Source organism: Chthonomonas sp. (assembly GCA_016788115.1).
Classification (GTDB): Bacteria; Armatimonadota; Fimbriimonadia; order Fimbriimonadales; family Fimbriimonadaceae; genus UBA2391.
Genome location: JAEURR010000004.1, coordinates 1 through 20,251, shown reverse-complemented (window position 1 = coordinate 20,251; position 20,251 = coordinate 1). Strand labels below are relative to the sequence as shown.

The 20,251-nt window shown below is 59.2% G+C and carries 18 protein-coding genes; 6 read left to right on the top strand and 12 right to left on the bottom strand.

From position 1 onward, the window contains the following. Positions 1 to 2: 2 nt before the first annotated feature. From JNM85_02520 to fumC, 9 genes are all read right to left on the bottom strand, one after another. Positions 3 to 473 carry a VOC family protein gene (locus JNM85_02520; GenBank protein ID MBL8086929.1) on the bottom strand — a complete coding sequence of 157 codons (471 nt, stop codon included), beginning with the start codon at positions 471 to 473 and terminating at the stop codon, positions 3 to 5. 9 nt (positions 474 to 482) lie between these two features. Then, positions 483 to 872 (bottom strand): acetyl-CoA carboxylase biotin carboxyl carrier protein subunit, encoded by a 390-nt coding sequence (locus JNM85_02515; GenBank protein ID MBL8086928.1) that lies wholly within the window; start codon positions 870 to 872, stop codon positions 483 to 485. A 9-nt stretch (positions 873 to 881) separates the two neighbouring features. Further along, positions 882 to 2,441 carry a methylmalonyl-CoA carboxyltransferase gene (locus JNM85_02510; protein ID MBL8086927.1) on the bottom strand — a complete coding sequence of 520 codons (1,560 nt, stop codon included), beginning with the start codon at positions 2,439 to 2,441 and terminating at the stop codon, positions 882 to 884. After that, positions 2,438 to 3,763 carry an acetyl-CoA hydrolase/transferase family protein gene (locus tag JNM85_02505; protein ID MBL8086926.1) on the bottom strand — a complete coding sequence of 442 codons (1,326 nt, stop codon included), beginning with the start codon at positions 3,761 to 3,763 and terminating at the stop codon, positions 2,438 to 2,440. The genes JNM85_02510 and JNM85_02505 overlap by 4 nt, the downstream gene beginning before the upstream one ends. Positions 3,764 to 3,786: 23 nt before the next feature. Then, positions 3,787 to 4,107 carry a hypothetical protein gene (locus tag JNM85_02500; protein ID MBL8086925.1) on the bottom strand — a complete coding sequence of 107 codons (321 nt, stop codon included), beginning with the start codon at positions 4,105 to 4,107 and terminating at the stop codon, positions 3,787 to 3,789. A 25-nt stretch (positions 4,108 to 4,132) separates the two neighbouring features. Further along, positions 4,133 to 4,414, bottom strand: coding sequence for a hypothetical protein (locus tag JNM85_02495; protein MBL8086924.1), 282 nt, complete (start codon positions 4,412 to 4,414; stop codon positions 4,133 to 4,135). Beyond that, complete coding sequence (locus tag JNM85_02490) at positions 4,411 to 5,901, bottom strand: methylmalonyl-CoA carboxytransferase subunit 5S (protein MBL8086923.1); 1,491 nt, start codon at positions 5,899 to 5,901, stop codon at positions 4,411 to 4,413. Before JNM85_02490 ends, JNM85_02495 begins: the two co-directional genes overlap by 4 nt. A gap of 114 nt (positions 5,902 to 6,015) precedes the next feature. Next, positions 6,016 to 7,116: a Nif3-like dinuclear metal center hexameric protein gene (locus JNM85_02485; protein ID MBL8086922.1), complete on the bottom strand. Its 1,101-nt coding sequence runs from the start codon at positions 7,114 to 7,116 to the stop codon at positions 6,016 to 6,018. Positions 7,117 to 7,134: 18 nt separating this feature from the next. Next, positions 7,135 to 8,532 (bottom strand): class II fumarate hydratase, encoded by a 1,398-nt coding sequence (gene fumC / locus JNM85_02480; GenBank protein MBL8086921.1) that lies wholly within the window; start codon positions 8,530 to 8,532, stop codon positions 7,135 to 7,137. Positions 8,533 to 8,692: 160 nt separating this feature from the next. Between fumC and JNM85_02475 the strand changes: the two genes are divergently transcribed. From JNM85_02475 to dnaK, 3 genes are all read left to right on the top strand, one after another. Beyond that, positions 8,693 to 12,169 (top strand): hypothetical protein, encoded by a 3,477-nt coding sequence (locus JNM85_02475; GenBank protein ID MBL8086920.1) that lies wholly within the window; start codon positions 8,693 to 8,695, stop codon positions 12,167 to 12,169. A gap of 23 nt (positions 12,170 to 12,192) precedes the next feature. Continuing rightward, a complete protein-coding gene (locus JNM85_02470) occupies positions 12,193 to 13,212 on the top strand; it encodes a glycosyltransferase family 9 protein (protein MBL8086919.1) in 1,020 nt (339 codons plus the stop codon). Positions 13,213 to 13,321: 109 nt separating this feature from the next. After that, a complete protein-coding gene (dnaK, locus tag JNM85_02465; protein ID MBL8086918.1) occupies positions 13,322 to 15,226 on the top strand; it encodes a molecular chaperone DnaK in 1,905 nt (634 codons plus the stop codon). Positions 15,227 to 15,279: 53 nt separating this feature from the next. Here dnaK and JNM85_02460 read toward each other — a convergent pair whose 3' ends face one another. The 3 genes from JNM85_02460 to hppD form a co-directional block, all read right to left on the bottom strand. Then, entirely contained in the window at positions 15,280 to 15,420 is a 141-nt protein-coding gene (locus JNM85_02460) for a hypothetical protein (protein ID MBL8086917.1), read from the bottom strand. A 53-nt stretch (positions 15,421 to 15,473) separates the two neighbouring features. After that, positions 15,474 to 15,947, bottom strand: coding sequence for a DinB family protein (locus JNM85_02455; protein MBL8086916.1), 474 nt, complete (start codon positions 15,945 to 15,947; stop codon positions 15,474 to 15,476). A gap of 91 nt (positions 15,948 to 16,038) precedes the next feature. Beyond that, positions 16,039 to 17,127, bottom strand: coding sequence for a 4-hydroxyphenylpyruvate dioxygenase (hppD, locus tag JNM85_02450; protein MBL8086915.1), 1,089 nt, complete (start codon positions 17,125 to 17,127; stop codon positions 16,039 to 16,041). A gap of 126 nt (positions 17,128 to 17,253) precedes the next feature. On the opposite strand from hppD, the gene JNM85_02445 reads away from it, so the two are divergent. The 3 genes from JNM85_02445 to JNM85_02435 all read left to right on the top strand — a co-directional run bounded on the left by JNM85_02445 (position 17,254) and on the right by JNM85_02435 (position 20,133). Next, on the top strand, positions 17,254 to 17,712 hold the full coding sequence (locus JNM85_02445; GenBank protein MBL8086914.1) for a VOC family protein: 459 nt from the start codon (positions 17,254 to 17,256) through the stop codon (positions 17,710 to 17,712). 283 nt (positions 17,713 to 17,995) lie between these two features. After that, positions 17,996 to 19,006, top strand: coding sequence for a PEP-CTERM sorting domain-containing protein (locus JNM85_02440; GenBank protein MBL8086913.1), 1,011 nt, complete (start codon positions 17,996 to 17,998; stop codon positions 19,004 to 19,006). A 128-nt stretch (positions 19,007 to 19,134) separates the two neighbouring features. Next, entirely contained in the window at positions 19,135 to 20,133 is a 999-nt protein-coding gene (locus tag JNM85_02435; protein ID MBL8086912.1) for a PEP-CTERM sorting domain-containing protein, read from the top strand. Positions 20,134 to 20,251: the final 118 nt, after the last annotated feature.

Genomic DNA, 20,251 nt, shown 5'->3' with positions numbered 1-20,251 from the left:
CATTACGCCTCCGAGTTCGGCACTTCAACGAATTCGTACAGCACCCCGAGCGATCCTTCCGCGTGGCTCTTGGGGTGCATGAAGAAAACGGTCGTGCCCCGCGAACCTGGCCGGGGTGCTGGGTCGATCAAGTTGTATCCTTCGGCTTTGAGCCCAGCATGCGCCGATTGGGCGTCCTCCACCCGGAAGGCGACGTGGGCGAGACCGCCCCGGCCACCCTGACGCTCGATCTGCTTTGCGACGGGCGAATCCTCATTGAGGGGCTCCAAAAGTTGAATCAGGTTCTCGCTCTCGCCGACCCGCAGTAGCGCCTCACGAACTTGGTCGCCTCCGTACACTTCTTCGCGATGAACGAGGGTGAAGCCCATCTTTTCGTACAGAACGATGTGTTGGTCAAGCGTGCCAAGCGGCACCGCGATGGCGACGTGGTCCACGCTGCGAACCCCGATCTTAGTGAATTCTGTGGTTTCCAATGGCTCCCCCTATTCGAACTCCATCAAGAGTTGGCCCTGCTTGACGGGATCCGTCTGCGCGACTTCGATGTTCTTGACCTTGCCAGCAACGGGTGACGTGATCGTCGTGAACATCTTCATGGCTTCCAGCACGATGACGGGCTGGTCTACGGTGACGGTGTCGCCAACGGCGACGCTGATCTCGGAGACGACGCCCGCGAGCGGCGAACGTACGGCGCGACCTTCATCGTCCGGTTGTCTCGCGTCAGAGCTCGGCGCGGCGTGGTTCATTGTGGGAGCCGAACGCGGTGCTGCAGATCCGCCACCACCGATGTAGCGCACGGCGGTGGCGGGTTGCTCTTCCGCAACTTCGACTTCGACTTCGTATGCCTTGTTTTCGATCGTGATCTTCAGTTTCATTTCGATTCCTCAGAGCGGGATCAGGCCGTGCTTCTTCGAAGGACGCAGTTCGCGCTTCGTGTGCAGGCTCTCCAGGGCGCGGGCAATGGCGATGCGGGTTTGGCTTGGTTCGATGATGTCATCGACCATTCGTCGTGCACCCGCGACGTAGGGAGTGCTGAACTTGGCCCGATATGCCTCGGTGAACTGAACGCGCGCGGCCGCCTTATCCTCCGCTTGCTCGATCTCGCGTTTGAACACGATCTCGGCTGCACCTTCGGCCCCCATAACGGCGATCTCGGCGGTAGGCCAGGCAAAGACTCGGTCGGCACCGAGGTCCCGGGCGCACATCGCAACGTACGCGCCGCCGTAGGCCTTGCGCATGATGACGCTCACCTTCGGCACGGTCGTCGCCGAGTAAGCGAAAAGCACCTTTGCGCCGTGGCGGATGATGCCGCCGTACTCCTGGCTGACGCCAGGAAGGAACCCTGGAGTGTCCACGAGGGTCACGAGCGGGATGTTGAAGGCGTTGCAGAACCGGATGAACCGGGCCGCCTTGTCGCTGGAATTAATGTCGAGCACGCCGGCGAACACTTTGGGTTGGTTCCCGATCAAACCGACTGTGCGACCCGCGACGCGCCCAAACCCGACGACGATGTTGTCCGCGAAGGTCTCCTGGATCTCCATGAAGTCGCCGTAGTCCACGATCTTGGTGATGACGTCGCGCACGTCGTACGGCTTCTTGGGATCATCCGGGATGACGTCGTTCAGAGTTGGGTCAGGCTCAAGCACGTATTCGCCAGGGAGCAACGGTGGGTCTTCCAAGTTGTTGCTCGGCAAGAAGCTCAGCAGACGCCGACAGATTCCCATCGCATGATCATCGTCGTCCGCGACGAAGTGGACCACGCCCGAGTAGTGCATCTGAGCTTCCGCGCCGCCGAGTTCCTCGGCGCTCACGGTTTCGCCGGTGACCTGCTTGATCACCGAGGGCCCGGTGATGAACATCTGCGCCTTGCGAGTCTGAATAATGAAGTCCGTGAGGGCAGGGGAGTAAGCCGCGCCACCGGCGCACGGACCGCAGATCAGCGAAACCTGTGGGACAACGCCGCTCAGTTCGGTGTTTGCGTAGAACACCTTGGCGTATCCGCTCAGCGAGTCGATCCCCTCTTGGATGCGCGCGCCACCTGAGTCGTTGATGAACACGAACGGCGTCCCCGTCCGGAGAGCAGCTCGCATCGATTCGACGACCTTCTCGCTGTGGACTTCGCCGGCCGAGCCGCCATAGACGGTGAAGTCTTGGCTAGCCAGGTGGATGAACCGACCGTCCACCGTTCCCGTCCCGGTCACGACGCCATCGGCCGGGGCCTTCTTGCCCGCCATGCCGAAGTTCGTGCATCGGTGCTCGGCGAAAACGGAGAACTCCTGGAATGTGTTCGTGTCCAGCAGAGTGTCGATGCGTTCGCGGGCGGTCATCTTGCCGCCTTCGTGTTGCTTGTCGATACGGTCTTGACCGCCTCCAAGCAGCAATTCCTGTTTTTTGGACCTGAGTTCGGCGATTCGGTCAGGGGCAGTAATTCCGGTAGTACTCATGAGATGGTGTCGCTCCTCTTGAAGCGTTCATACGCCGCGCGCTCCAGTTCCTCGCGGTGATCGGGGTGCGCGATCTTGATGAGTTCGGTCGCCCTCTGGCGCAAGTTCTTTCCGTACAGGTTGGCGATGCCGAATTCGGTGACGACGTAGTGGACGTGGGCTCGGGTCGTTACGACCCCCGCGCCGGGCTTGAGCATCGGAGTAATCCGCGAGATGCCCTTGTTTGTGGTGCTCGGTAAGGCGAAGATCGGCTTGCCTCCCTCGGAGAGGCTTGCACCCCGGACAAAGTCCATTTGGCCTCCCACTCCGCTGAACATCCGCGTCCCGATCGAGTCGGCACAGATCTGTCCGGTAAGGTCGATTTCAACGGCGCTGTTGATCGCGGTCATCTTGTCGAGCCGACGGATGTTGCTTGTGTCGTTCACAAACGAAATGTCCAGTAGCTTGACGAACGGGTTGTCGTCGATGAAGTCGTACAGACGCCTTGAGCCGCTGACAAATCCGGAGACAATATTGCCCGGGTAGATCGACTTTTCTTCGCCGGTGATGACTCCTCGCTCCACGAGTTCCACCACCCCGTCGCTGAACATTTCCGTGTGGATACCAAGTCGCTTGTGATTGGTAAGGGCGGCAAGCACAGCATTGGGAATGCCGCCGATACCCATCTGCAGGCAAGCGCCGTCGTCCACGAGCGTCGCAATGAGCTCGCCGATTTTGCCCTCAACCGTCCCGATCTCGGTCGGCTCGTGTGCGGGTAGCGGATCGTCCGTGAAAACGACGGCATCGAACGCACTGATGTGGATGTTGCCGTCTCCATGCGTCCTCGGCATGTTCGGATTGATCTGGGCAATGCGCGTCGTTGCGCTCTGCGCTGCTGCAAGCGAGATATCGACTGAGACGCCGAGCGAGCAAAAACCGTGCTTGTCGGGTGGCGACACGCTCAGCAGCGCCACGTCAAGCGGCATGATCCTTCGTCGGAAGAGCGCCGGGATCTCGCTCAGAAACACCGGAACGTAGTCCGCACGCCCTTCGTCCACTGCTGTCCGTAGGTTGCCACCGATGAACAGATTGTTCACGAAGAACGAATCCTGCATCGAAGGATCGGCATAGGGCACTTCGCCCTCGACGTGCAGATGGATGATCTCGACATTTCGGAGTTCGTCCGCGCGTCCAACCATGGCGTGAGCCAGCCGGGATGGGTACGCACCCATCCCGTGGATGAACACGGAGTCGCCCGACTTGATCAGCTTGACGGCTTCTTCGGCGCTTACAGTCTTGAGCCTTGTTGCAGAACGGGTGAGGGGGTCAGAAAGCGTCTCCATGATCGTGCCTCCCAACCGCGAGGTCAGCCTCGCGGTTGGTCTTCCAAAGCCTCCCTTTCTAGGGTCTCGATGCGGTACTGCGCCTTACTCGGCGTCAGGACGCGAAGTGCCTGAACTGCATCCGCTGGAACCCAGTAAATGTGATCCTTGCGGTGCTCGCCGTCGATGGCGTCGTAGAGCAACTCGACGCAAAGCATCGGGCCTTCCAAACCGCGCACGACGTACACGCACTTCTCACACTGTCGCTTGGCCATGCGGTTGGTCGAGTTCCAACTGATCTCGCATAGTGTGCCCACGAGTGGTAGCGCTGTTTTCTCAATTTCTTCAAGTTTGTAGCTAATCATAATGTCTCCCATTGCGGTCGTTGGTTCACCAACCCCTCATCTGAGGTGCGTGATGACTTCCGTAAATCTTCGTGCGTCCTTGAGTCGCCCAGCCGCCGACCTCGTCTTGGTTCACTCGGCGGATGACCCGGATCCTCGCGCGTTTGCCCAGGTAAGCAGCGACTGCCGCGGCGATGACCCCGACTGTCTCTTCGTCCAAATCCGGCGCAGGTGCGCTGATGCGTAGGGCGGCAAGTTCGGCTCGCAGCGCAAAGACTTCCTTTGCCAGTTCTTCGAACTCTTCTCGTGAGACCTGGACGTCGGTCATACCGGGGCCACCGTTACGCGCTGGCGCTTTTGGTTGATGGTTACCTCGTATTCGATCGGAGCCTTCAAGAAGCCCGCATGAGATTCATCGACCTTGGCGATGGCCAAGGACGGATCTCTGCCCACGTTCAGAGGGCCATTGGCTCGTTCCTTGAAGAACTTGGGCGCGACCTGCGGAAACATCGCATAGGTCAGCACGTCTTCAACCGAACCATTATTGCCCTCAAGCTTTTCCGCTTCGGATTGCAGTTTCTCCCACTCGGGCTTCAGAAGGTCCGCCGGGCGGCATTCGATCGGCTCTTTCTTGCCGAACTCTTTGGCTTTCTCGACCACCGCAGGATCTTTCTCTGCGTCGGTCGCGCCATAGTAGCCCAGCATTAGGTCGCTGAATTCGCCGGTCATGACCTTGTACTCACCCATCATCACGTTGAACACGGCTTGCGTGCCCACGATCTGGGATGAAGGTGTGACCAGCGGCGGGAACCCGGCGGCCGCACGGACGCGCGGAACTTCTTCCAGCACTTCTTTCATGCGCTCGCCTTGGCCTTGCTGCTTCAGCTGGCTTTCCATGTTGCTGAGCATGCCGCCCGGAATCTGGCTCTTGAAAATCTCGGTTTCGACGCCGGTGTAGTCGGTCAGGTACTCCGCGTATCGGGGGCGGACCGTCGCGAAGTGATCGCGCGCCTTATAGATCTCCTCGAGATCGAGACGCGTGTCGTACCCGGTGCCTTCCAGCATTTCAACCAGGCTCTCGGTTGGGTTGTGACCTGGTCCCAAACTGAGCGAACTCACACTTGTGTCTACGATGTCCGCGCCAGCTTCGATTGCCTTCATCAAGCTCACGAGCGTGACGCCGGTCGTGCTATGGACGTGGACGTGAACCAACGTGTCGGCTCCACAAGCTTCCTTGATGCCCTTGACGATGTCGTAGGCGGGTTGAGGCTTGAGCAAAGCGGCCATGTCCTTGACGCAGATCGAATCCACGCCGATCTCCTTCAGGCGAAGCGCCATATCCACAAACTTGTCGACGGTGTGGACAGGAGAAATCGTGTAGCAGATCGTCCCCTGGGCATGTTTGCCAGTTCGCTTCACCGCTTCGATGGAAGTCCGGAGGTTGCGAACGTCGTTGAGCGCGTCGAACACCCGGAAGACGTCCATTCCGTTCTCGGCAGCCTTCTCCACAAACTTACAAACCACGCTGTCTTCGTAGTGGCGATAACCGAGGAGGTTTTGCCCGCGAAGAAGCATCTGGGTGCGGGTGTTTGGCAGCAATCGTTTGAACTCGCGGAGTCGCACCCATGGGTCTTCGTTCAGGAATCGGATACAGGAATCGAAGGTGGCTCCGCCCCAACACTCTAGGCTCCAGTAGCCCGCTTTGTCGAGCGCTTCGCAGGCAGGAACCATATCCTCCATGGCCATGCGGGTGGCCATCAAACTTTGGTGTGCGTCTCGCAGCATGACGTCGGTAACTTCTACAGTACGTGTCATATTTCCTTATCCCAATCGTACCGCGCGCAGGTTCAAACAGGTTGGGACAGGGGGTGGTCATTTCCTAGGACGCCAACGCGCGGACCACGAAATGACCTGTGAAGATCGCGGTGATCAGTAAGGCCGCCCAGCGCTTCCGGCTGGGGGGACAAAGAGCTCCCACTTAACCGCAGGCATCTCGGCCTCAAGCTTTGCCCGCAGCCGTTCGCAGGAAGGGTGCTCAGTCGCGTAATGGCCAGCTGCGGCAATGGCGAACTCAGATTCGGAAGCGGCAAGCGCTACGTGCTGCTTGACTTCTCCGGTAACCAAGATGTCGGCACCCGCCGCTTGGGCCGCCAGCCACTCGTCGTCGGCCGCACCGCCAACGACCGCCACTGTTTGGATGGGCTTGGTGGTCGATCCCCACACCATTGCGCGGGTGTGGAGCTTGGTGTCGAGCAGCGCACGGAATTCGAGCAGGCCCAGTGGTTGAGGTAGCCGGCCGGTGCGTCCGATGGGCTGGACCGAAGTGCAGGCGAGCGGTATGAACTCGTAAGCGGGCGTCTCGTAAGAGTGCGCCGCTAGCAGCGCGGCTTCCACTTTCGCCCTTGCCGCCACGGGAAGCATCATTTCCAATCGGCTCTCAGCCACGGACTCACGGTGGCCGACCTTGCCGATGGTCGGGTTCGCGCCCGCGAGCGGCCGAAACATGCCAGTCCCTTCGACGCTGAATGCGCACTGATCGTAGCGCCCCATCGTGCCCGCACCCGCGGCGGCGAGCGCCGTGAGCATGCCGTCAGACTCGGCAGTAGGCACGAAAACAACGACTTTCAGGTGGGTGGCTTCTGCCGAAGAGCCGAACGAGCGCACATCCTGCAGGCCGATCTGCTCAGCCAGGAAGTCGTTCAGCCCTCCCGGGCAAGAATCCCAGTTGGTGTGCGCGGCGATGCTGGACAAGCCGCTTCGTGCGAGTTCCCAGACGCGCGCGTTGGGTCCAGTTGCGAGCACGTTTCTCAGCGGCTCCCAGATCACCGGGTGGTGGCTGACGAGTACTTGCGCGCCGACCGCTTTCGCGTGCCGAATGGCGGCCATGCTGGCATCCATCGTCACAACGCCTAGTGTGACCGTCTGCGAGGGATCGCCGACTTGTAGCCCGATCCGGTCAAACCCAAACGCCATCTCGCTCGGAGCGATAAGTTGGAGCGCGCGCAGGACGTCACCGACCGTGTTGGACATAGCGCCAGTGTAGCGAAGTTACTCGCTCGGGTGCGTCATATCGAGCGGCACGACCCAAGCATCGAACTGCTCTTCGCTCAGCAGGCCAGTCGCCAACGCTGCGGCCTTGAGCGTCGTGCCTTCCTTGTGCGCCTTCTTCGCAATCATCGCGGCATTGTCGTATCCGATGTGGCGATTCAACGCGGTGACAACCATCAGGTTCTGGTCCAAGTTGCTCTGGATACGCGCCAGGTTCGGCTCTATTCCGACCGCGCACTGATCGTTGAAACTCAGGCACGCATCACTCAGCAGCGCGATGGACTCCAGCACGTTGTGCACCATGACCGGCTTGTAGACGTTTAGCTGGAAGTTGCCTTGTGAACCGGCAATGGCCACTGCGGCATCGTTGCCGAAGACCTGAACGGCGACCATGGTTAGCGCCTCACATTGGGTGGGGTTGACCTTGCCGGGCATGATGCTGCTGCCAGGCTCGTTCTCGGGAATGTTGATCTCCCCGATCCCGTCGCGCGGGCCGCTGGCAAGCCAGCGAACGTCATTTGCCATCTTGAGGAGCGCACCCGCAAGCGTCCTTAGGGCCGCGCTGGTCTGTACGAGCGCATCGTGGGCCGAGAGGGAAGCAAACTTGTTCTCGGCGGAGGTGAAGGCGTGGCCGGTCTCCTTGGCCATGTAGCTGGCGGCCAGGTCCCCGAATTTTGGATGGGCGTTCAACCCGGTGCCGACGGCGGTGCCGCCAATGGCCAATTCGAGCAGTCCCTGCTTGGCGTGCTGAACCTCGCGCAAACAATAGTCGATTTGAGCGACCCATCCGCCGATTTCCTGACCCAACGTGATGGGCGTTGCATCTTGTAGGTGGGTCCGGCCGACTTTGACGAGATTCTGGTACTGCGAGGCCTTGCGGGCCAACGTGTCGCGCAAGGTGGTCACTCCGGGGGTCAGGCGTTCGGCGATGTCAAGAACCACTGCGATGTGCATCGCGGTGGGGAATGTGTCGTTCGAGCTTTGTCCGTGGTTGACGTGGTCGTTGGGATGCACCGGCGACTTCGAGCCCATTTCCCCGCCTGAGAGTTCGATCGCGCGGTTGGAGATCACCTCATTCGAGTTCATGTTGCTCTGGGTGCCGCTACCGGTCTGCCACACAACGAGCGGGAAGTGCTCATCGAGCTTGCCCGAGATCACTTCGTCGGCCGCAAGAACAATGCGCGAGGCGATTTCTTCGGGCAGACGTCCGAGGTCTCGATTCGCCAGCGCGGCGCACTTCTTGAGGATGCCCAGTGACCGGATGATCGTTCGGCCCCAGATGAAGCGGTCGCGGCCGATCGGGAAGTTCTCGATGGATCGCTGGGTCTGCGCACCCCAGTACCGAGTCGATTCGACCTCGATTTTCCCCATGCTGTCAGACTCAATGCGGACTCCCATGAACCCATTATGAAGCTGAACCGTCTCTTCTTGCAGGGGAAACAACCCTGAATAGTGGAACGCTGTGGGGGCATGAACAGCGTAGAAAGAAGTGAATGTTCGTTGAAAAGGTGGGTCGAAACTTCCTTTAAGGCCCTATACTTTTAACAGAGAACAAGCTATGACTGGGGTAGGCACAAGGACGATCGCGCTCTTGGCTGCTCTTGCCGTGTATTCGGTGAGCGTGGCTGAGGTCGTCGCGCCTGCTCCATCCTCTGCCATTCGCACTTCCGTTGACCGGATTTCGGTGACCCCCGGCTCCCCTTCCGTACCTTTGCGTCACGCAGCTGTCGTGCCTGGAAGCGAGACGATCATTGTTGACGGTAAGACGCTGCGCCGTGACCAGGACTACGTCATCGATGCCGCGGCGGGCATTGTTTACTTGTCGAAGATGCCAGCGCGGAACCAGTCGATCCAGGCGACCTACCGCTACGACCCCAATGCCAAACCCGAGGCGACGAAGAGCAGCCTGATGGGGATGGGTATGGTCGGCGGCCTCGGGCTGAACATGCTCGGGGGTTCGCAGCGGATGATTCTCGGGTTCGGACAAGCCGACCGGCTCGACGATGGCACCGTCCTGCGCTCGAACATCGTTGGGATGCAGACCAAGTTTGGCTTGCGAGGCGGGGGCGGACTGAACGGGGTCGTCATCGTCAGCGATCAATCCAAGGTCCAGACCTCGTCACTCCTCGATACCGAAGTGCAGACAGCTTCTCCGGACGCAGGCAAGGGGCAAGCCATCATGCAAGGATTGGAACTCCGGGCAGGTACGGGCTCAATCCGCGCGAGCTACCAGAACATTTCCAAGAAGTTTTCTTCCGCCCAGAGCCTGCGCGAGGCGGGTCTCTCGAATGACCAAGTGGCGGCGCTCATGAAAGAGCGCGGGCTTTCGCGGGTTGGATACGGTTTACAGCAAGTAGGCTCCAAGTCTGCGAATCTATCGGCGAACTACGACGCCGTGCGCGATGGCAAAGAGTCCATAGAAAGCCGCGGCTACGGCGCACAACTGGGCGGCCTCAAGCTCAACTGGTCGAGCGAGCACACCACCGGTGGTTTCAAGCGCTTCAACGACCTCAGCAACGTCAATCGTGGTCAGCTAGCCAAGGAAGCTGGCATGACCCGCGAGCAGATGCAGCTCAACTACGCCGCGGGCCGCAACTCCATTGGCTTCGAAACCAACCGCATTAACTCGGGCGAAGGGTCCGATCTCTTCCGTCGCAAAGCAAATCTCGCGTTGGGAATCGTGAACTTCGGATTCTTGGACCAGCGAGTTGAGAAAGGATTCACTCGGTTCGACGGCACACGCCTCGCCGATGCAGGGCAACTCTCTCGGGAGCAGGGTCTTCGCCGCCAAGCGTGGAACGTCGGAGCCCAAATGGGTGGGAACCCGTGGAGCTACTCAACGTCCTGGATACGCGAGGACCAGCAGGATTCGGCGCGGTTGGGCGCCACGGACGTCCAAGCTAGTGGTCGCGGTTGGGACATCTCGCGCACGACCCGGGGCTCCGACCACGACTTCAACGCTTCGGCGGCGCTGAGCGATGCCGAGGTGCGCGGGCATGTCGATGCGATCGGCAAGATGTACCAGGCGAACCCCTTCGATAAGCGCGGCGAAGAGGGGCAGCTCTTCCGGCAACTGAACGGTATCTCGCGCGAAGGGACTCGACTTCGGTTGACTCCGGCAAAGAATCTTTCGCTGACCGCCGAAGACCTCTCGCTCAAGGATGCCACCGACCGGACAAAAGTCCAAACCTTGTCGCTCGCAGGCAATTTCGGTTCGATCCGCTACCGAAACCAGTCGATTGGTACCGGCTTCGAGGCTCTCAGCTCACTGCTGATCTTCGAGCGCGAACGACTTGGCAGCCTGAGCGGATTACGTCGCACCGATCTTGACGGTGGGCTGAACCTTGGTGGGGCGAAGACCTTCGAATTCTCACAGACCCTGGCTCGCAAGGCCGCCGAAGGCGAACTCGATCGCATGAAGCTACGCTATGCGGACAAGGGGCTCGAACTCCGCTACGCAAACCGGGCGATCGGCGAAGGGTTTGAGTCTATTGGCTCGATGGCCGACCCCGAACGAGAGTTTCTAAACCAGTATCGTGGGTTCCATCAGTCGGAATTTGCGCTGAAATGGAACCTGATGCGCGGATTGCAGCTAGAGACCCAGCGCTCGACCGCCGACCGTGGCGCGACCGGCGAGAGTCGCGATATCGAGTCGTCTTCGGTCGTTTATGATCTTGACGCACGCACCCAACTCTCGATGCTTCGGTTCCGAGCGCGGTCCAACATGCCAGAGGATCTGCTCTACGCCAACGGGCTAGAACGATGGAGCGTCGCCCGGGACATGGGCTCCGCGGGCAGGGTCAAGCTGGAGACCGAGAAGGTCGACTATGACGGTTCCACGACCGATTTGCCGGACTCCAAACGGCAGACCGTTGCCTACGAGACTAAAATCAACGCCGCGACCTCGCTGGGCGCGCAGCACACGAGCGTTACCTACAGCGATGGCGACAGGGAAACACAGCAATCACGCACGCTCACGACGACCTTGAGCCCGCGAACGGGCGTGAGCGTCACGGACAGCGAAGTCAAGCGGACCGGCGACCACGCCAGCGAGCGTCAACGAAAGTACGGTTTCTGGTGGGACTTTGGCGGCGGCATGCGATTCAGCTACAACTACGGCCGTCAGACGAACACACGTGCGCTCGGCCAGGAGCAGTCGAGCTTCGAACTGACGCCAGGCCAAGTCGCGGGTATCGCGGTCGGCAAGGCGGTGTACTCGGAGAACGTTTGGGACCGCCAGCGAACCCAATCTTCCGGCAATTTCCAGCTCTCGACGGTTCGGCCATTGCAACTGGGTGCGTTGAGCGATTTGACTCTGCGCTACGGCGCAGATACGATGCGCGATAACAACGCATGGGCACGGGAGAACCGCTCGATGGGCGCAGGATTCCGCGTGGGCCAAGTGAGCTTGGGCTGGGACTACCTCTCGCAAGTGGCTGCGGGCGATGCGCTCGCCATCGACCGCACATTCCGGCTCTCGACCGATCCGGCGGAGAAGAATCCGCTACGCCTCAACGTGTCCTACAAGTTGCGCACGATGCCCGATGGTTCGCGCACGATGATCCGCAACTATGCGCTGACCGCGCGGCTCAACCGCTCTTGGGAACTGGTTCACCAACTTCAGACCAACCCCGAAGTCGCCCGCGGAGATGTCATTCTCGGTTCGCTGCCGCAGGCCACGAGGGCGAACAAGTGGCAATTGAACCAGCGCACCGACGGAAACTTCGCTGCCGGGCTATCGTGGGAAGAACTGCGCAACGATCAGCAGAAGACCCGCAGCCGGGTTGGCGGGGTCAATTTGACTCTCAACGCGAAGAACCCGTCTCCCGTATTTTTGTTCTATGGAGTTGAGCAAAACGATCGCCAGGGCAAACGCTCGACTGTGCATCGCTACTCGCTGCGGTACGATCAGCAGCCGGGTCCGAACCAGCAACTCAGCCTGTTCCTCGGGAACGTGAGCTGGCAGCATTCGCGCCCAGGGGACCAGCGGTTGCAGAACTGGACGATGCGCATGGAATACCAGCTGCGCTTCTAGCGGATCGGGTTCAATGAACTCAGATGATCCGTCGATTCGTTGGTCAAGAGCTTCCTGCTAAGGCGCGCATCGGCGTCATCTCCAACGATGCGATCGGCAACTTTGTGATTGCCACGCCTCTCTTGCAGATGCTTCGGGCGAAGTACCCGCACGCTACGCTGGACTACTTTGCCGGCAATCGCGTCTCCGAACTGGCGCACGCATCGGACCTCTTCGATAGTTGGTACCCGCTCCATGGAGCGCACCCGACGGACACGGTCCGCATCCTGAGCGATCGAAGCGGAGCGTACGAACTGGTGGTGAACTTGGAGAGCACGATGGCGGCGAAGTTCGCCACGGCGGCACTAGTGGGGCGTCACGGTTTTGCCGCGGGACCGTGTCTCGATGGCGAAGCGCGGAAAGACCTGCCCCACGCCGACGACCCCCGGGGCGACCTCTGGCGCGACATGGAGTGGATCAGCCCAACGCTGACCCAAAAGTATCCGTTCTTGTCCAGCGGATTTATCGCCGAGATCTTCTGCCGATTGGCTTATCTGGAGGGCACGGTGCCCGCGTATCGAGTACCCAGCGATGACCCGGGGCGTGCCGTGCCCGACGTGCTCATCGCAACCAGCGCAAGCCTGCCGGAAAAACTGTGGCCCGCCGAGAAGTGGAGTGAGGCGCTCAGTGCTTTGAAGCACGAAGGAGTCTCGGTGGGATTGCTTGGCGCGCCGCCAAGCTCGCAGTCGAAGTACTGGCAAGGCAACGACCTTGAGACCCAGTTGGTCGCAGATGAGCTTGTTGAGGACCTGCGCGGCAAACTCACCATGCCCCAGGTCGTCGGGGCACTTGCGGTCGCACGCGCGGTCCTCACCCTGGACAACGGCATCCTCCACCTGGCCGCGGCGACGGGAACTCCGACGGTTGGATTGTTCCGGTATGGCATTCACCGGCTCTGGGCACCGCCCGTCCCAAGTCTGACCGTTCTTCACCCGGCAGAGAACGAATCGGTCGGCGAGATTCCGGTCGATGCGACCATGCAGGCCCTAAAGTCCTGTCTCTAAGAAATCGTTCCAAAACCCGGAACGGATGGGGTACCTTTGACGTTAGAATTGTCATGTGAGCCTATAAGACTCAAGTGTCTTTAGGCGATAAGACTTAAGGAGCAACACGATGGGACGAACAGTAGGCATTGATTTGGGGACCACGAACTCGGTGGTCGCAGTAATGGAAGGCGGCGAGCCGATCGTCATCGCGACGGCAGAAGGCACGCGGACGCTTCCAAGCGTCGTCGCGTTCAAGGCCAATGGTGAAAGGCTGGTCGGCGTGACCGCGAAGCGACAAGCGGTGGTCAACCCGGAAAACACGGTCGCTTCGATCAAGCGATTTGTCGGCCACAAGTACTCGGAAGTGAAGGAGGAGGCGAGCCGCGTGGCTTACCAGATCAAGGAAGCCAAGAATGGCATGATCGTGGCGCACATCCCGGCGGTGGACAAGGACTTCACTCCCGAGGAGATTAGCGCGATGATCCTCCAGAAGCTCAAGGCAGACGCGGAGGCGTACCTGGGTACGGCCGTGGACCAGGCGGTCATCACGGTTCCGGCTTACTTCAACGACGCCCAGCGAACTGCGACCAAGAACGCGGGCGAGATCGCGGGCCTGAAGGTGTTGCGCATCATCAACGAGCCGACGGCGGCATCGCTGGCCTACCACTTGGACAAGGACAAGAACGAAACGGTTCTCGTTTTCGACTTGGGCGGCGGCACGTTCGACGTTTCGGTACTCGATGTCGGCGACGGCGTCATTGAAGTCAAGGCGACTCACGGCGACAGCCACTTGGGCGGCGATGACTTCGACCAGAAGATTGTCGAATGGATTGCTAGCGAGTTCAAGAAGGAGCAGGGCATTGATTTGCTCGCTCAGCGCGATGCGCTCCAGCGATTGCGCGAAGCGGCGGAGAAGGCGAAGATCGAGCTCAGTAGCCAGGTCACGACGAACATCAATTTGCCGTACATCACGGCCATCGACAATCAGCCGAAGCACCTTGATTTGAACCTGAGCCGTGCAAAGTTCGAGGAACTGTGCTCGGATCTGCTCGAACGGATTCGCAGACCGCTGGATCAGGCTCTGGAAGATGCCGGAATGGGGGCGACCGAACTGGACGAGGTCATTCTCGTAGGTGGTTCTTCCCGCATCCCGATGGTCCAGGCGCTTGTGAAGGAGTACACGAAGAAAGATCCGAATCGAAGCGTGAATCCGGACGAGGTCGTGGCGATCGGTGCGGCGATTCAGGCTGGCGTTCTCGGTGGCGAAGTGAAGGACATCTTGCTCCTGGACGTCACTCCGCTTTCGCTGGGTGTGGAAACGCAGGGCGGCATCTTCGATAAGGTGATCGACCGGAATACCACGATCCCGACAAAGAAGAGCCGCGTTTACACCACTGCGGTCGACAACCAGCCGGAGGTTGAGATTCATGTTCTCCAGGGCGAACGACCGCTTGCACGAGAAAACAAGAGCCTCGGGCGGTTCCACTTGGCAGGAATCCCTGCGGCACCGGCTCGTGTGCCCCAGATCGAGGTGACGTTCGATATCGATGCCAACGGAATCCTTCAGGTCAATGCAAAGGACCTGGGAACTGGGAACCAGCAGCGAATCACCATCACGGGTTCGGGCAATTTGAACCGGGACGAGATCGACAGAATGGTCCGCGAAGCGGAAGCGAACGCAGAAACGGATCGCAAGGTCCAAGAAGTGGCCGAGTTGAAGAACAAGGCGGATGCGTTGGCTTACAACACGGAGAAGACCGTGCGCGAGCACGGAGCGAACTTGACGGAAGCAGAGAAGTCTTCACTGGAAGAGAAGATTGCAAACCTCCGCAAAGCCATCGCTGCCGATAACGAGGACGAGATCCGAGCGGCGTTCACCGAACTCGAGACGGAATCCCATTCGCTCGCGGAGAAGCTGTACCAGAGTGCGCAGCAACCGCAGGAGAATGAGGGAGAGAAGGTTGGTGCAGGCGTCGGCGCGGCGAAAGAGGACGGCGACGTCATCGACGCAGACTTCAAAGACGAGAAGTAAGCGCGAGCGAAAGCGAACAGCGGCCTAGTTCAATTGAACTAGGCCGCTGTTGTTTATGCGGACCGGCGGTTGCGGCCGACGAACCGCCACACGACGGCTAGAAGAAAGACCAAAGGAACCACGACGAGCAAGAATTCGGCTGCCCCCGTCCTTCCGTCAAGCTGCAGGCCGGTGGTTTTCTCGATCCAATCCATCCCGAAACGTTACCAGACCCGCGCGCCGCCCACGAGGCCGAAAGAGCAGCAAATCAGAACCAATGCATTTCGGTGTCGCCGTGGAACGATTGGATGTAATTGAGTTGCGCGTCGTGGTAATTAATGTGCGTCGCGCACAGGTGCGCAAGCGCATACAGCGACATCGACATTCCCCACGGCATCATAACTTCCCGTGCCAACGTCTCGTCCGAAGCTGCGGCGAAAGCGGCGCCTGCTTCCTTCGCCGCGTCCTTCACTGCCTGCGCGGCGGCTTCTGGCGTGCTCAATTCCTCCATCAGCGAGGCAAACTTCGCGGGATCTCGCCCCGGAATCTCCCCTCCTTCGAGCACGTCTTTAGCCACGCGGGTCATCAGCACGATTTCCGTGGAAATGTTCTGAGCGGTGCGGCACGCGCCGCCGATCGACGTCGTGTACGCGCCTTCTGGCAGGGCCGCGAGGTCCTTTGCGTAGTTCGAAGCGAGCAGTTCAATCCAGAAACCGTAGTGTGCGCGGATATCAATAGCCATAGGTCAAAGCTACCCGATGCGCCAAAACGAAAAGAGGCTGATCCTTGCATGGCCAGAGATCAGCCTCGTTCAAGAAATTCGAGCCGCGAGTTTACAGCGTGCCGCGCAAGGCCTGTTCTCGCTCGATACTCTCGAAGAGCGCCTTGAAGTTGCCCTTTCCGAAGCTCTTCGCCCCCTTGCGGTGGATGATTTCGTAGAACAAAGTCGGCCTATCGGTCACGGGCTTGGTAAAGATCTGCAGTAGATACCCTTCATCGTCCCGATCCACAAGGATTCCCAGGTCGGCGAGCACGGCGATGTCTTCTTCGATCGCGCCAACGCGCTCGGGAAGCATATCGTAGTACGAACGGGGCACGCTGAGGAACTCAATTCCTCGGGCGCGAAGCCGGCTGACCGTGTAAACGATGTCGTCTGTACGCAAGGCCACGTGCTGAACGCCTGCGCCGCCAAAGAACTCCAGATACTCGTCGATCTGACTCTTCTTGCGGCCCTCGGCGGGTTCGTTGATCGGGAATTTCACCCTTCCATTGCCACTCGCCATCACCTTGGACATGAGCGCAGTGAATTCCGTGGAGATGTCCTTGTCATCGAAGCTGATCAGGTTCGCAAAACCGAGGACGTCTTCGTACCATTTCACCCAGCGGTTCATTTGTCCCAGTTCAACATTGCCAACGCAATGGTCAACTTCCATGATTCCGATGCCGTCTCCCGGTTGATTCTCGGCGCGGAAGCCTGGCATAAATGGGCCCGTGTAGTTGTCCCGGTTCAGGAACGTGTGAATCGTGTTGCCATAGATCTTGATGCCTGCCTGGCGGATGGTTCCGTGGGTGTCCTCCAGGGTCATGGGTTCGTAGGCCGACTCCGCGCCTCGCGAGACGGCGGTGTTGTACGCCCAATCGACATCGTCGACTTCAAACGCGATGTCCTGGACGAAGTCTCCGTGGGTCGAAATCTTTTCCGCCATGGGATGACCTGGACGAAGCGGGGCCGAGAAGACAAGCCGGAGATCGTTCTGTTGCAGGGCATAGTCGACCTGATCGCGCGAGCCAGTTTCCAGGCCGCGGAACGCGACGATGTCAAAGCCAAACGTGTGTTGGTAGAAGAATGCCGACTGACGGGCATTGTTTACGTAATGTCGAATGTGATCGACGCGGCGAATGGGGAAGGTGTCGGAGCTCATCGTTGAAGTGCCTCTTGTTTGGAATGTTTCGATCCAGATTGCAACCCCCAATTTCCCATTCGAGAGAATACGGTCGCTGCTGCAACTCTAAGCCTTGGGCATATTATAGATCATGCATAATCGGGCATGAAAGATTTGTCGTCTCAGCATGTGTTCCCGACGCTCACGCCCTACATCGTGGTGAGTAACGCCCAAGAAGCGATCGCTTTCTACCAAGAGGCGCTCGGCGCCGTCGCGCGGAACGTGGCGCTCACGCCGGACGGGAGCAAAGTGATGAATGCCCAACTCGTCATTGGCGACAGCGTGCTCATGATCAACGATGAGTTTCCGGAGTACGGGAGTTTCGGGCCGCAGCCCGGCGACAAGATCTTCGTGACGATCCACATCCAGTCAAAGGACATCGACGCCGACTGGGCTCGCGCCGAGAAGGCGGGAGTGCAAGTGACGATGCCGCTCGCCGACATGTTCTGGGGCGATCGCTACGGCCAGTTCACGTGCAGATATGGCTACAAATGGTCGATGGGCCAGCGCATCCACGAGCCTTCTGTAGAAGAAATGGAAGCCGGCGCAAAAGAGTTCTTCTGAACTGTACGCGTGTGGCTTGAGTTTGTAGAATAGCCCGCGAGAACTCCTTTCTTCGCGCCGCTGTTCGTACCGTTCTCTCGAGGATCTGTACGCAGGGAGGCTAGAGTTGGACGAAAGTTGAGGGCTTTCGTCCATTGCTTGCGATGACTTGTCGTATGCCAGACGAATCTTGTACATTTCCTCACAGTTTTTGGCCGCAATGAGCGAGGATTTGAACTTGGGCCATTGGGCTCCATCGAAAACTCAGGGGTAGATTCAGCAAAGTTGCGATACACTGAATCGTATGAGAGTCGGACAGCTTTCAGTAGTTTTGTTTTGCTTGGCAGGTTCGGTGGTCGCGCGGGCCAGCTACGAGATGGTGATCTTCACGACCACTACGGATCGGAACTTCTACCGATTTGACCCGGTGAACAGGGTGCAGTTGGGCTCATTCGGCGCAGGTGTAGTCGGGACTTACTCGGGCGCGTCCGTTAGCCTCGATTCCGGCCGTCCTGGTCAAATTGTTTCGCTGAATGGGGACGCGGGAATCCGCTGGGCGAACTATTCGACGGGCTTGCAGACGGGGCAGAAGTTCTTGAGCGAAGGGCAAATCTACGGAAATGGGCCCTACAGCGTCACTCCTCTCTCAAACGGAAGCTACGTGGTCAATGCCTACTACGGGAGCCCGACCATTCAGCAGCGTTCGCGAGTCTATAACGCCGCCTTTTCTTCGTTTACCGAGATGAGCCCGTTCGGCTCAGGCTACGAACCCCTTGGCTCGGCTCAGGGTTCGGATGGACGAATTTACACGCTCAACCGTTTCAACCTGGGAAGCGGAAACTTCGCATTCGTTACGTTCGGATTCACTACCGCGGGCACGTATCTTGGCTACAATAGCTTGGGATCGTACGCGGACGCTTATGCCTTCGGTTCGATCCTGGCATCGGGCGGCAGAATTTACGCGGGTCCGGGCACGCAGACAACGAATCCAAGGATCGCTTGGCATCCGGCAGGCGTTTCCCAGACTGCCACGGCCAGCATCGCCACCTCTTACTATTCGACGACGGGATGGTCAAACCTTGTTGCAGGACATGATGGCAAAGTCCACATGATTCAGTCCTACTACAATGGGACTGACTACACGAACCAATGGTACACGTACGAGCCGGAGAGTAACAGGTTTGCCGTTATGTATGCAATGCCGTACAACATGACCATTTCGCGTGCGACGATGGTGGCTGCGCCTGAACCGGCGACTTGGGCGGCCATCGGGCTCGGCCTATTGGCCATCGTGCGCAGAAAGCGAACTCGCTGACGGCCCATTTCGCGCAGAGAGTGAAGGGCGACCGGGAGCGGCCGCCCTTTATGCTGTGCGCCGGTTGAACTTCGCGCCAGTTTTTCGTGCGATTTCTGGTGATCTGTCATAGAATGAAAGTCATGCAGATGAGACAGCTCTCGGTTTTGTTCGTTCTTGGGTCAATGTCAACGGGTGCTCTGGCGAGCTACGAACTTGCCATGTACACGACGTCCAATGGTGCGATCGCCCGGTATGACCCAGTGAACCGGGTTTCGCTCGGGACGTTTGGGTCGGGTCTTACGGGATGGTACTCGAACAATTTCGTCACAAAGGACGCGAGCCGTCCGGGCGAAGTTGCAGTTCTTAACGCCGATGGTTTCAATCGCTGGATCAACTACAGCACTGGCGTCCTGAAGGGCCAGTTCGACACCCGCGAGACCCCGTACTACGGAAACGGTCCGATGAATCACACGGCGCTCTCGAACGGAAACTACCTGATCACGGGTTACGGTGGAGCGGTGCCGTCCCAAAAGACGCGATTGATGACGAATACAGGTGTCGTCCTCTCGACTCTCAGCCCATTTGGGGCGACATACGTTCCGCTCTCGGCGACTCAGGGAACGGACGGGAACATCTATCAGCTAATACGAAGAGACAACGGAGGCGGCTTCTTCAATTTCTATAGCTTTGTGTACAATTCGATCGGAACCTACCTCGGGTTCAACGACTTGGGCGTTGAATCTGACCAGTACGCGTACGGGAACGTGGTGGCCACGAACGGCAGGGTCTACTACAGTTCGAGTGCCAACACGTCGACGCTTTATTTTAAGAGCCAGGCGAACGGGACTGCGCAATCCATGACAGGCCTGACTAACTACTCGTACACGGTTACGACGGGTTGGACGAATATGGCGGTAGGGCACAATGGAAACCTCCACCTGATCCAGTCGTATTGGAACGGTACGAACTACACAAACAAGTGGTATACGTACGATCGGCTTGCAAACGTCATGGCTCCGACGCACAACCTGCCGACCACTGACTACGCGGGTTCTTTGACCATGGTCATCGCGCCCGAACCGGGCACATGGGGCGCACTTGCCCTCGGCTCGCTGGTTCTCATGCGTCGCCGACGTCGCGCCTGAGACTGGGTCGCTCTTTCTGGATCGCCGAGGCGACGCGACGCGGACCGCCTCGGTTTTCTTCAGCTCTTGACGGTAGAACTTGACACAGGGGTGAGATACTCATTGAAAATTTCTCTGC